Origin of the sequence: Chitinophaga pinensis DSM 2588 (genome assembly GCF_000024005.1) — a bacterium.
GTDB lineage: Bacteria > Bacteroidota > Bacteroidia > Chitinophagales > Chitinophagaceae > Chitinophaga > Chitinophaga pinensis.
On the sequence record NC_013132.1, the window covers coordinates 3,795,239 to 3,807,770 of the forward strand.

At 43.9% G+C, this 12,532-nt stretch carries 12 protein-coding genes; all 12 read left to right on the forward strand.

The genetic code is table 11. The annotated features are described in order from the left end of the window. The first annotated feature begins 8 nt into the window (after window positions 1-8). The 12 genes from ccsA (at window position 9) to CPIN_RS15395 (ending at window position 12,349) form a co-directional block, all read left to right on the forward strand. Window positions 9-2,519, forward strand: coding sequence for a cytochrome c biogenesis protein CcsA (gene ccsA / locus CPIN_RS15345; RefSeq protein WP_012790723.1), 2,511 nt, complete (start codon window positions 9-11; stop codon window positions 2,517-2,519). Between the two features lie 66 nt (window positions 2,520-2,585). Further along, on the forward strand, window positions 2,586-3,590 hold the full coding sequence (locus CPIN_RS15350) for an alpha/beta hydrolase (RefSeq protein WP_012790724.1): 1,005 nt from the start codon (window positions 2,586-2,588) through the stop codon (window positions 3,588-3,590). Between the two features lie 1,310 nt (window positions 3,591-4,900). After that, on the forward strand, window positions 4,901-5,524 hold the full coding sequence (locus CPIN_RS15355; protein WP_012790726.1) for a DUF4294 domain-containing protein: 624 nt from the start codon (window positions 4,901-4,903) through the stop codon (window positions 5,522-5,524). A gap of 95 nt (window positions 5,525-5,619) precedes the next feature. Then, window positions 5,620-6,135 carry a P-loop NTPase family protein gene (locus tag CPIN_RS15360; RefSeq protein ID WP_012790727.1) on the forward strand — a complete coding sequence of 172 codons (516 nt, stop codon included), beginning with the start codon at window positions 5,620-5,622 and terminating at the stop codon, window positions 6,133-6,135. 40 nt (window positions 6,136-6,175) lie between these two features. Next, a complete protein-coding gene (gene bshB1, locus CPIN_RS15365) occupies window positions 6,176-6,907 on the forward strand; it encodes a bacillithiol biosynthesis deacetylase BshB1 (protein ID WP_012790728.1) in 732 nt (243 codons plus the stop codon). Between the two features lie 933 nt (window positions 6,908-7,840). After that, window positions 7,841-8,395, forward strand: coding sequence for a peroxiredoxin (locus CPIN_RS15370; RefSeq protein ID WP_012790730.1), 555 nt, complete (start codon window positions 7,841-7,843; stop codon window positions 8,393-8,395). An 87-nt stretch (window positions 8,396-8,482) separates the two neighbouring features. Continuing rightward, window positions 8,483-9,070 carry a carboxymuconolactone decarboxylase family protein gene (locus CPIN_RS15375; protein WP_012790731.1) on the forward strand — a complete coding sequence of 196 codons (588 nt, stop codon included), beginning with the start codon at window positions 8,483-8,485 and terminating at the stop codon, window positions 9,068-9,070. Window positions 9,071-9,317: 247 nt separating this feature from the next. Continuing rightward, a complete protein-coding gene (gene rpmB, locus CPIN_RS15380) occupies window positions 9,318-9,554 on the forward strand; it encodes a 50S ribosomal protein L28 (RefSeq protein WP_012790732.1) in 237 nt (78 codons plus the stop codon). 32 nt (window positions 9,555-9,586) lie between these two features. Beyond that, window positions 9,587-9,769 (forward strand): 50S ribosomal protein L33, encoded by a 183-nt coding sequence (gene rpmG / locus CPIN_RS15385; RefSeq protein ID WP_012790733.1) that lies wholly within the window; start codon window positions 9,587-9,589, stop codon window positions 9,767-9,769. Window positions 9,770-9,880: 111 nt separating this feature from the next. Further along, on the forward strand, window positions 9,881-10,054 hold the full coding sequence (locus tag CPIN_RS37635; RefSeq protein ID WP_012790734.1) for a DUF4295 family protein: 174 nt from the start codon (window positions 9,881-9,883) through the stop codon (window positions 10,052-10,054). A 238-nt stretch (window positions 10,055-10,292) separates the two neighbouring features. Continuing rightward, entirely contained in the window at window positions 10,293-11,255 is a 963-nt protein-coding gene (ftsY, locus tag CPIN_RS15390) for a signal recognition particle-docking protein FtsY (protein ID WP_012790735.1), read from the forward strand. A gap of 218 nt (window positions 11,256-11,473) precedes the next feature. Then, window positions 11,474-12,349, forward strand: coding sequence for a cupin-like domain-containing protein (locus tag CPIN_RS15395; RefSeq protein WP_012790736.1), 876 nt, complete (start codon window positions 11,474-11,476; stop codon window positions 12,347-12,349). Window positions 12,350-12,532 lie beyond the last annotated feature (183 nt).

The window sequence follows — 12,532 nt, forward strand, 5'->3', positions numbered from 1 at the left end:
ATCAGGTCTTGGATACAAAATACATAGGGGAACATCTGTTGCCCGGACAGATAGGGCATTTTTCGGCAGTTTTGGCGTTTGTCGCAGCTATATTAGCAAGCATCAGCTACTTTATGGCGGTACAGTCCAAAGATGATGTGTTGAAGAATTCCTGGAAAAAACTGGCTCGCTGGGCATTCATTATACAAGCCCTCGCCGTTTTCACCACTTTCGGCAGTCTGTACTACGCTTTATACAATCACTATTTCGAATACAAATACGTATGGAGGAACTCCTCCCGCGACCTGCCGGTAAGTTATCTGCTCTCCAGCTTCTGGGCTGACCAGGAAGGTAGTTTCCTGTTGTGGTCCATCTGGCACAGTGTACTGGGCCTGCTCCTGATACGTTTTGGTAAGAAATGGGAGGCGCCGGTAATGGCGACCCTGTCTTTTGCACAGATCTTCCTGGGCAGTATGCTGATCGGTATCTATATATTAGATTACCGCGTTGGTAGCAATCCTTTCCTGCTGCTACGTCTGGCAGAAGAAAACCAGGGATTACCATGGGTGGCTAATGCGAATTATCTTGATTTCATCAAGGACGGTAATGGGCTGAACCTTTCCCTGCAGAACTACTGGATGGTGATCCACCCGCCGGTACTGTTCCTGGGATTTGCGTCTACCATCATTCCTTTTGCCTATGCTTTCGCCGGTCTCTGGACCCGTGAATATAAAGAATGGATCAAACCAGCGCTGCCCTGGTCACTGTTCTCTGCCATGATCCTGGGTACAGGTATTATGATGGGAGCTGCCTGGGCATACGAATCACTGACTTTCGGTGGTTACTGGGCATGGGATCCGGTAGAAAATGCTTCCCTGGTGCCATGGCTGACCCTGGTAGCGGGTATACATACCCTGCTGGCCTTTAAGTTTTCCGGTCATGCACTGAAACCAACTTTCTTCTTCTTCTTTATCACTTTCGTACTGATCCTATATTCTACTTTCCTGACCCGTAGCGGTGTATTGGGTGATACCTCTGTACACTCATTTACCGATCTCGGTATGAGTGGTCAGTTGCTGGTCTATATGGCGGTATTTGTTATACCGGCGTTTGCCCTGCTGATCATCAGAAGTAAGGAGATACCTGATGTAGCGAAAGAAGCAAGCACTTACTCCCGTGAGTTCTGGTTGTTTGTCGGTGCGCTGATCCTGATGATCGCTGCCATCCAGATCACCTTTACGACTTCTATTCCGGTATGGAACAAGATCATCAACGGACTGGGCCTCAAGAAACTGTTTGGTCTGGAGCAGGACATAGCGCCTCCTTCCGATGGTGTCTTCCATTATAATAAGATCCAGATCTTCGTGGCAATCGTGTTGGGCATTCTGACAGCAATCGTACAGTACCTGAAATACAAAGACACGCCTAAAGGTCATTTTATTAAGAAAATCGGTATTCCTACTGTGATCAGTCTTGTGATTACTGGTCTGATCGGTATCTTCGGAAATATCACTTACGATGCTTACGGCGGTGGTTTCCTGGGAGCAATCTATGTAATGCTCTTCACAAGTGTATATGCCATCGTGGCAAACGCTATGTTTATCATAGTAGGTCAGAAAGGCAAATTACGCGTAGCGGGCGGTTCCGTTGCACACGTTGGCTTCGGTATGGTCCTGTTAGGTATTTTGATCTCTTCTTCTAAGAAAGAGGTGATCTCTATCGACAGGATGAAAATGCTGGATGGCGGATTCTTCGGTAAGGAAAGCAAGGAAAATCCAAGGGAAAACCTGATGCTGCCAAAGAACTTCCCGGTACAGATGGGCGACTATCATGTTACCTATGCTGGTGACTCCCTGGCAGAAGGTGATGCAAAGACCTACTACCTGGTGCGTTACGAGCGTCGTGACCCGTCAAATGGTAATATTCTTGAGAAATTTACCCTGCATCCGGATGCCTTCCTGAGCAACAAAGGCCAGCAGCAGCTGACGCCTAACCCGGATTCGAAACATTATTTTACAAAAGATATCTTTACTTATATCACCGCAGTGCCTATCAAGGATGCTTCCAGCGATACTGCCCAGTATAATAATCATGACATCGCGCCGGGTGATTCCGTGTTCTTTGCCAATGGTTACATCATACTGGAAGGTATCCAGCCGCAGCCACAGAACCGCAATTACACGCCGCAGCCAAATGACCTGGCGGTAGGTGCGCAACTGAGAGTGGTGACTAAAAATAACGAGCAGTACAACCTGATGCCGGTGTATAGTCTGCGTGACAGCAGTTACGAAGTAATCGTACCAGATACCGTTGCGCCACTGTCGCTGTATGTTAAGTTTAGTAAAGTGCTGCCAAAAGAGAAAAAGATACAGATACAAGTAAAGGAATCAGATACGTTTAAGGATTATATTGTGATGAAAGCATTTATATTCCCATACATCAATGTATTGTGGTTAGGTATCCTGGTGATGGTTGTTGGGTTTGTAATGAGTATTGTGCAAAGAGTGAAAGCGAACAAGTCAAAATCGATTCAGTCATAACGCTTTTATTCCCGGGGACAGGCGCCAGCTAGTCCCTGTCTCCGGGAATAAAACAATACACTTCCCATGAAAAGCAGCTGGCTGCGAATATCCCTGATTGTAATAGCAATACTGGTAATTGTATATTACCTTGGTCCCCGACCGGTTACCCCACGGTATGACCCTTTATTACCCACCGTCCCACAACAACCTTCAGCATTAGATCAATATGTTGCCACGAAGGAAAGCTTTCACAAGTTAAAGCCTGATAACGAAGCCCGGATCGTATGGTATGATTCCCTGCATCACAAGACGCCTTTCAGCGTAGTGTACCTGCACGGCTTTTCTGCCAGTCAGGAGGAAGGTAATCCTGTACACCGGGATTTCGCAAAACGATACGGTTGCAACCTTTACCTATCCCGCCTGGATGGTCACGGACTGGATACTTCGGAGCCTTTGCTGACGATGACCGCCAGTGGACTGTGGCGGGATGCTAAAGAGGCACTGGGTATCGGGAAGGCGCTGGGTGAAAAGGTGATTCTTGTGACGTGCTCGACCGGAAGTACCCTCGGATTAAAACTTGCCGCTACTTACCCTAATGATATTTATGCCATTATCAATATGTCGCCGAATGTGGCGATCAATGACGACATGGCCTTTCTTGCTAATAATCCCTGGGGCTTACAACTGGCCCGTCTGGTTTGCAACGGGGATTACAGACAGGCGCCTCCGAAAAAGCCGGAGCTGGGTAAATATTGGTATAATAAATATAGATTAGAAGCTGTAGTCGAACTGGAAAGTCTGCTGGAAACAACGATGGAACCAGGCGTGTTTCACAGCGTTAAACAGCCGGCATTGAACGTTTATTACTTTCGGGATAAGGAACACCAGGATCCAACGGTAAAGGTCTCTGCGATCCTTGCCATGCATAAAGCCCTTGGTACGCCGGCGGATAAGAAAGAGGCAGTAGCCATCCCGGATGCGGATGCACATGTGATTGGTTGTTATCTGACTTCCAAAGATGTCCCGGCGGTAGAAAGGGTGATTGATTCATTCGCAGAAAAAAAGCTGGGCCTGCTACCTGTGAAGTAGAAAGTTGAGTAAGAAAGCGTTATATTGCTACATAACATTTCAGCCACTTCTACCATACATTTCCTAATTGACCAGGTTGAAATCACAGCTATCCAATATTGAATTAAAGACCAGGCAAATAATGTCTGCTATTGCTAAGGCCGTAGCAGGCTTTTTTGTGTCAGGAGGTTTGCATTTCTTTTTTGAGTTATTCTTTATAAATAATTGTTTTTCAGAGAAATAGAATTGTTTGACACGGTCATTTAAATGTGTAAATCAAGGTTTTAGGCTTGATGGAGTGCCACTCCGGTCTGCCAGGTGGTGTTAAATATTGAATCTGATAGAATTATTATATTGATTATCAGTGTTTAATGATTTTGTTTTAACTGTAGATTTTTATAGTCGGGATCAGTATAATTTCCCAGGGAACATGTCATTTGAAAGGGGCAGGATTATTGCATAAATAATTATTGTAAGGCATAGATTTCTCTCTTCGCTGTACTTCAAATTCTACTTTAAGTAGGATGAAAAATCAGGTCATTTACGACGTAAAGAGGCATAAAAAGCACGTTACGGAGCTTCCTGAATCATCGGTAAGTATCTCTAAAGCAGATCAATTAAATAAAATTGCATTTATCTGGTTATCAATATGATGTCTATACTACTTGAAGTGATGATGTAAGTAAAGCTGTTATTTTCATTACTTTTATCCCTTTGCTTCGACCTCCGTTTACAGACAATCTGCAGGAGGCTGTTTTTATTCACTTCCTTCAACTTATAGCAGTCACTAAGCAGCATTTTCCACGGTTTAGTGATTTGGCTAACTGAGCTTTAATTCGTCCGATTCATTATGTTGGTTTTTGATGTGCAGCAAATATTGCATACAGCAGTTTGTTCTGGAAGACTTGTCCTACATGTCCACCTAAACCATGATTATCGAACATAGCGTAACCTATATCAGGACTATACCCAATGAGTAATTTACACATGTAAGGCGCTCGCTGAAATAATCTCACACCTGTAAAGCTAATCCTGCTTCAATAAGTCAACTGTAAGATTTTTTGTACCTAAGACATTGTGCTTAAACTTGTTTCAATCGGCAAGATATCTCGTAGATAACCCATAGATAACTCGTAGATAAGCCGTAGATAACCCGTATCTGTAAGATTGGGATATATACGGGTTATCTATGGTTTATCTACGGCTTATCTATGAAAAGCCTCCCGGAATAAACCCTTATTTAAACGCCTCGTTATTGTTTTTCCTGCTCTTAGCAGCTATCGTTTTTTTAGCATATCTTTAGTATAATTTTAAGATCATATTAGGAGTTTATGCGTCGTCTCACCGCTTTCTTCATCCTGTTTGCCAGCATTTTATGCCTTGCCGGTCGCAATAGGGGTTATGCCCAGTCGCGTCATGGAGCAGACAGTATTGCAGTGGGGGCTATTATAGTTGGTTCAGACACAATTCCTTCCATCACTTTACACATCTTTGAGGTCGTGGACAAGCTGCCTAAAAAGTTCCGGAAACAACGCGAAGCATGGACGCGTTTGCGGAATGCGGTGTACGTGACTTACCCTTATGCGAAATCTGCGGCCAGAATATTAAAAGACGTTAATTCTCACCTGGCCACCTTGCACGACAAAAAAGACCGGAAGAAGTATCTCTCGGAAATCGAGAAGAAGATGAAAGACCAGTTTGGCGACAAGCTGGAAAACCTGTCTGTTTACCAGGGAAAGGTGCTGATGAAACTGATTAACAGGGAGACCGGGCAGAACTGTTATGAGATTATCAAGGAATTGAAAGGTGGTTTCTCCGCCCGTATGTGGCAGACGGTAGCTTTTTTCTTTGGCGGTAACCTGAAGAGCGATTATGACACCCAGGAGGACAGGGATATTGAGGCCATTGTACAGGAAATAGAGATGTACCGTGGTTCCCGGGCATACAACTACTAAGTGTCCTTTCTCATGCTGAATGACCTTTTCTCATTTTAACAATCCCTTCTACCTAAGCTAACCCCTGTTCTGGCAAATCTGCCGTAAATTCACACATGCATTTAAGAATTTTCATGATCGCATGCCTGCTGCTATGTGGGGCTGCCGCTATGTCACAAGACCTGAGTTCGATACCTGGCGTTCCCCGGAATGGCCTGATCTTCATTGATAGTGTGGAAAGTAAGAATGGAATGGAAGGACTGGATCCTACAAAGATCGCCTTGATTGATATCGTAAAGGGATCAAAATTGAAGGAAAAGTATGGTCCGAGGGGTGAGGATGGTGTAATCTTTATTGAAACAGTGCCTTTTGCCCGAAAGAGATACACGCGTATGTTTGGTGAGCTGTCTGCTGATTATCAGCAGGAACTGAAAAAGGAGGGGAGCGACAGTGCGTTTCTGTATATCCTGGATGGAGCGCCGATTGAAAGCAACCAGGCACAAATGCTGGCTGCCCTGGAAAGAAAGAACCTTGACAGCATAAAAGTCATACCCGCTGCAAAACTGGCAGATGTGCCCGGTGATCATGCCGGCAAGCGATACGGAATACTAATCACCAGTAAGACTAACTAAGCATTATCTTTGCACTCCACCAAAAGAAAGGATATTTTCGATGAAATTAGACATACTGGCTATCGCTGCACATCCTGATGACGTGGAGCTGGCCTGTGCAGGTACCCTGATGGTACATGCCGCGCAGGGGATGAAGGTTGGGGTACTGGACCTGACAAAGGGAGAACTCGGCACTCGTGGTACACCTGAAATAAGAGCGGCAGAGGCAGCGGATGCTGCAGTAGTGATGGGATTATCGGTGAGAGATAACCTCGGACTGGCAGACGGCTTCTTTCGGAATGATACCGAAGAACAGATCAAACTGATCGCTGCGATCCGCAAATACCAGCCGGATATTGTGCTGGCCAATGCATTTGAGGACCGTCACCCGGATCATGGAAGAGCAGCCCGTCTGATAGCAGACAGCTGTTTCCTGGCAGGTCTGAGACGTATCGAAACATTTGATAATGGCGAACCGCAGGCAGCCTGGAGACCTAAACAGGTATTTCACTTCCTGCAGGACCGTTTTGAGGAGCCCGATTTTGTGATAGACGTATCGTCTGTCATAGAGCGTAAAAAAGAGGCGATCAGGGCCTACAGGACCCAGTTCCTGGCTGCGGCAGGTGATAGTGAACCGAAGACCTACATTTCTTCTTCCGCGTTCTTTGATGGCGTAATAGCTAGAGACGCTACATTCGGCAAAATGGTTGGGGTATCTTATGCGGAAGGATTCAAAACAGTTAAGATGTTGGGAATCAGTAGCTTTAGAGATTTAATTAATAATGTAACGTGATGTTGTGGATGTTTAACAACATCATTTGCAACTGATTGTGGAGTAAAACGATATTCATATTATAGAAAAGGCTTTCGCGTTGCGGAAGCCTTTTTGTATGAGGGCCATTTTCATTGATTTCATATGTTAAACAGCGATATTTCGCAGATCTGCCGGAATGCTTATGAAATGGTATAAGACTGCCTAAAATGCGAAAAGGAACTACCAATTAACCATAATTAGTAATTCCTTCATGGGGAATGAGTTCATCCTTTAATAAAGGAGAGCCTATATGCGTTCGCTATGCGGGGCATTTCCCCGCTGATAGCTACTAATGAGTCATTAGTGAACTGGCAGAGGAAAAGTATTGACAATCAATCGTAAAGCCGCAGTATAACGATGCATTTACCATTGACTGACCAGCATAACAGTGCCTGCTCTCCATGAGGAAAGTCATTCTTACAGGATACGGCACCATCTGCGCGTTAACCATTAGATGAACAGGTCTTGTGTAGCATCAAATTCATCATGTTTGCCGAGACCGTTTTTAATTAACGGGATGAGTGCAATTCCAATCGTAAAAATCACCAAGAGTACGTTTTTTAGTTTCATAGCCTGTCGTTTAATAATATTCGTTAAAGTTTTGGTACTATATATAACTAAATAACGTGCCAAATTGTTCCGTTTGGCTTCACTTTATGTTAAGGTTGTATTAATGGAATAAAATAAAAATTAAAAAACGCCGTAAAGTTAGGAGGAGGGCCATTTTTGACAGCATATAGAGAATTTCAATGCCGGGGTATTCAAAATCTATTTGATTAATAATGAGGAGACATGCAATTTTGCACCCGAATAACCGTAAAGGACATATGTAATTCATGTGAATATGACACGCGTCCGGAAAGTTGGATATATAAACAGGATATAACGTAAATAATAAATCATATACGCACAATGAAGAATGTAACATTATCTTTAGGAGCAAGCTTTCCTGAGTTCAAGAAGACCGCTGTAGTATCAATCGAGAAAGGTAAAGAGTTCTATGAACTGTCTTCCGAAGAACTGAAGAATTCCGGCAAATGGTTAGTAATGTTCTGGTGGCCAAAAGACTTTACGTTTGTTTGTCCTACTGAAATCGCTGAATTCAACAAACATTACCAGGATTTCGTTGACCGTGATGCTATCTTAATTGGTGCTTCTACTGATTCTGAGTTTGTACACGCTGCATGGAGAAGAGACCACGAAGATCTGCGTAACCTGCAGTTCCCGATGCTGGCCGACACTTCCAAATCTCTGGCTGAAGAGCTGGGTATCCTGGAAGCAAATGAAAAAGTTGCTTACCGTGCTACATTCATCGTTGATCCTCAGGGTATCGTACGTTGGGTATCTCTGTATGACCTGAACGTAGGTCGTAGCGTGAAAGAAGTACTGCGTGTACTGGATGCGCTGCAGACAGACGAGCTGTGCCCTTGTAACTGGGAAAAAGGCCAGGCTACACTGAACGCATAATCTTTTTTAAGGTCCATAGTCTGTATCCGAAAGGATCGTCCGGCTATGGACTTTTTATTTTTTACAGACATTTGCAAAATAATTATTATGTTCGCAACTTCAAATACTGATACGGCTGTACAGTTGCTGGAAGCAGTAGGGTTAACCGAGGCGCATCTTTCTGATCGTTTACGTACCCTGGCCAACACTGACGCCCGTTATCTGAAAGATCTTAAAATAAACGTTACCAACTCATTATCTGCCGCTACACTGACCAGAAAGGAGGCATACCTCCTGGGTCTGTCAGTTGCAGTAAATGAGAAACACGTAGAGCTGCAGGCCGCATTTGAAAAGCTGGCTACACAGGAAGGTGCTACAGACAAGGAGATTGCTGAAATCTACAGCTGTACATCCCTGATGAACGCAAACAACGTGTACTATCGTTTCCGTCATTTCGTAAATAAGGAGTTTTACACTGCTACACCAGCAGGTATCCGTATGAGCATCATGGCGAATCCGGTTTTAGGTAAAGAGTTTTTCGAACTGGTGAGCCTGGTGGTATCGGCGTTGAACGGCTGTGAGATGTGCGTGACTTCACACGAAGATGCGTTACTGAAACATGGTACTTCACAACAGCGTGTGTTGGAAGGAGTGAGATTAGGTGCTGTATTGAGAAGCCTGGTAGTACTGCTGTAAGGCAGCAAAGGATCGCATAAATTGGCCCTGTTGTAAAAATAGATCGCTGATTCTGTGCGAATTTCAAAATGTGGATATCTTTATACTTCAGAAATTCTACCGATGGATTCTGTTGATATTCAGATATTTACGAGAGGTGAATTCTAATTTGGATTTACACATCTCGTAAGTGTTAATAAAATCGGATTACAATTATTTGCAAAATCGACAAAAAAGTGCGACTTTTGCAATCCAAAATTTTTCTATCATGGCAAGAGTATGTCAGGTGACAGGAAAGAAGCCGATTACGGGTCACCATGTTTCCTTCTCTAATATTAAGACAAAGAGGAGATTTCTGCCTAACCTGCAGAAAAAGCGTTTTTTCCTGGCGGAAGAAGATCGCTGGATTTCTTTGAAAGTATCAGCTGATGGTTTAAGAACCATCAACAAGAATGGTTTGTATGCAGTAGTTAAAGACTTGCGTGCAGCTGGAGAGAATATCTAATTGTTGGCATTCAACTTTAATTTGTATACAAAATGGCAAAAAAAGGTAACAGGGTGCAAGTGATATTGGAATGTACAGAGCATAAGACTTCAGGTCAGCCAGGTACTTCCCGTTATATCAGCACCAAGAATAAGAAGAACACTCCAGAGCGTCTGGAGCTGAAGAAGTACAACCCAATCCTGAGAAAGGTAACTGTACACAAAGAAATTAAGTAATTGATCGTTAATGTTGAGGGTTAATCGGTAGCATGTTAGTGCATTCGGTCGCGATTAGCAATTAACAGGTAACTTTTGACGATTCACTTTAACTTTTAATCTAATAATATTATGGCAAAAGCGGCATCTAAGAACTCGAAAGTAAAAGACGCGAAGGCAGCAGCTGAGTCCAAAGTTTGGACTAAAGTAATCAGAGCTGTACGTTCTCCTAAAACTGGTGCATACTCTTTCAAAGAGTCTATCGTGCACAAGGATAAAGTTGTGGAGCACATTAACCAGAAGTAATTCGGCTTTACCAATTATACTATAAAAGCTGTCCGTTATCAGGACAGCTTTTTGTGTTGGTAATAAGTATGCTAATGCCAGTTATATCTTTTTTCTATATAACTGCCACTAAACGCTGAGCCCCAATAGTCAATACGCTACTAGTATGGAGTATTTTCTGTAACTTAACGCCTTAACAATCGACTACCGTCAATACATATCCTATTGACGCCGGACTGTCGGTCGCAAAAGAATAACCATGAGTTTTTTCAATAAGCTATTTTCAAGGGAGAAGAAAGAAAGCCTGGACCAGGGATTACAAAAGACGAAAGATAGTTTTCTTACCAAAATAGGCCGTGCCATTGCGGGTAAAACCACCGTTGATACAGAAGTACTGGACAGCCTGGAAGAAGCACTGGTATCTGCTGATGTTGGTGTGGATACAACCGTACAGATCATTGACCGAATAGAAAAACGCGTATCGAAAGATAAGTACCTCGGTACCGCAGAACTGAACAAGATCCTGCAGGAAGAAATTGCAGGTCTGCTCGTAGATGCTCCGGATAGCGGATTCCGTGACTTTGATGTGCCGGCTGATAAGAAGCCTTATGTCATCATGGTTGTCGGCGTAAACGGTGTTGGTAAAACGACCACTATCGGTAAACTGGCTTATAACTTCAAGAAAGCGGGTAAGTCTGTATTACTCGGCGCTGCAGATACGTTTAGAGCCGCAGCGGTTGATCAGCTGACCATCTGGAGTGACCGTGTAGGTGTACCGATCGTAAAACAGCAGATGGGTTCCGATCCGGGAGCTGTTGCCTTCGATACCGTACAAAGTGGCGCTGCAAAGGGATCTGAAGTGATCATTATCGATACCGCAGGTCGTCTGCACAACAAAGCCCATCTCATGGATGAACTGAGTAAGATCAAACGTGTGATGAAGAAAGTGATTCCGGATGCGCCGCATGAGGTGCTGCTGGTATTAGATGGTTCTACCGGACAGAATGCGCTGGAACAGGCCCGTCATTTTACAGCGGCTACCGAAGTAACTGCACTGGCTATTACCAAACTGGATGGTACCGCTAAAGGTGGCGTCGTACTGGCAATCGCTAATCAGTTTAAAATACCGGTGAAGTATATCGGTATCGGTGAGAAAATGGAGGATCTGCAGGTATTCAGTAAAGAGGAATTCGTAGACTCACTGTTTAGCATAAAAGAGTAATAAACACAGTAAGTGTTTGATGATAATGAAAAGAGACCTTAATGGTCTCTTTTTTTTGTTGGTAGCTGTTGCGTCGACCCATATCTGCTATGCGCAGCGGCATTATTATTGCGGTGTTTGCTTTGGCAGATACTACCATCTGCTTTACGCTCAATATCCTTACCCGGCAAAAGGCCGGTGTATCTATTGTTTCACGTACTCATTAATGTATCTTCTTTATGCATTTAACCTCCATAGATCGCGTAGAGAGTATTTCAGCTGAAGTATTCCGTAAGAAGTATTTCGAACCACGGAAACCATTAGTGATTACCGGCCTGAGTAGAAACTGGCCGGCATATGAGAAATGGACCTGGGATTATTTCAAATCCATCGTAGGGCAACAGACGGTAGGATTATATAATAATGAACGTGCAGGGGCCAAAACCCTGGTAAATGGGGCAGATACCTACATCAGCTTTGGAGAATACCTGGATATGGTCAGAAAAGGACCGGTACAACTCCGGATATTCCTGTTTAACATCTTCCAGCATGCCCCTGAAATAGTGAAGGATTTCACATGGCCGGATCAGCTGCTATCCGGTTTTCTGAAGAAGTATCCCATGCTCTTTGTGGGCGGGGCGGGGTCGGTCGCCCATATGCATTACGATATTGATCTCTCTCATATTTTCCATACACAGTTTATCGGACGAAAAAGGGTGTTATTGCTGGAAAACAGGCAATCTCCGTATATATACCGGATGCCTTTTACGGTGGAGAGTGCCGCCAGCTTTGTGAACTGGCATGATCACCTGGATACCGAGCATTTCCCGGCACTGGAGAAAGCCCAGGCGTATACAACGGTGCTGGAGCATGGTGATACACTGTTTATGCCAGGTGGTTACTGGCATCATATGGAATATATGGACAGCGGTTTTGCGATGAGTCTGCGGGCATTGGATGAGACGTTGACGGGAAAGCTGAATGGGTTGTATCATATCGTCGGACTCAGAAGTATGAACAACCTCCTGATCAGACTGGCGCCGGAATGGTGGTATCATTACAAAAGAAAAGTGGCCAGAAGACGGGCAGAAAGGGTTTTGGAAGCTGCCGGATGAGCCCATAGACTGCTAATAATAGGAAGAATTCATATATTTCACATCATCAAAATATTGTTTTAACATACAATTCGCAATTGGTAATTGACAATTCACAATTAAGTATTACCTTTGCATTTCTTAGTTAAATAACCCCCACTTAGGCTCATAGTCACATAACAGTAAGTCTCGCTGTTCTCTTCA

Excerpts from the sequence above, each read along its gene's own strand:
- CPIN_RS15350 (WP_012790724.1), top strand. The coding sequence starts at position 2,586 with ATGAAAAGCAGCTGGCTGCGAATATCCCTGATTGTAATAGCAATACTG.
- CPIN_RS15355 (WP_012790726.1), top strand. The coding sequence starts at position 4,901 with ATGCGTCGTCTCACCGCTTTCTTCATCCTGTTTGCCAGCATTTTATGC.
- CPIN_RS15360 (WP_012790727.1), top strand. The coding sequence starts at position 5,620 with ATGCATTTAAGAATTTTCATGATCGCATGCCTGCTGCTATGTGGGGCT.
- bshB1 (WP_012790728.1), top strand. The coding sequence starts at position 6,176 with ATGAAATTAGACATACTGGCTATCGCTGCACATCCTGATGACGTGGAG.
- CPIN_RS15370 (WP_012790730.1), top strand. The coding sequence starts at position 7,841 with ATGAAGAATGTAACATTATCTTTAGGAGCAAGCTTTCCTGAGTTCAAG.
- CPIN_RS15375 (WP_012790731.1), top strand. The coding sequence starts at position 8,483 with ATGTTCGCAACTTCAAATACTGATACGGCTGTACAGTTGCTGGAAGCA.
- rpmB (WP_012790732.1), top strand. The coding sequence starts at position 9,318 with ATGGCAAGAGTATGTCAGGTGACAGGAAAGAAGCCGATTACGGGTCAC.
- rpmG (WP_012790733.1), top strand. The coding sequence starts at position 9,587 with ATGGCAAAAAAAGGTAACAGGGTGCAAGTGATATTGGAATGTACAGAG.
- CPIN_RS37635 (WP_012790734.1), top strand. The coding sequence starts at position 9,881 with ATGGCAAAAGCGGCATCTAAGAACTCGAAAGTAAAAGACGCGAAGGCA.
- ftsY (WP_012790735.1), top strand. The coding sequence starts at position 10,293 with ATGAGTTTTTTCAATAAGCTATTTTCAAGGGAGAAGAAAGAAAGCCTG.
- CPIN_RS15395 (WP_012790736.1), top strand. The coding sequence starts at position 11,474 with ATGCATTTAACCTCCATAGATCGCGTAGAGAGTATTTCAGCTGAAGTA.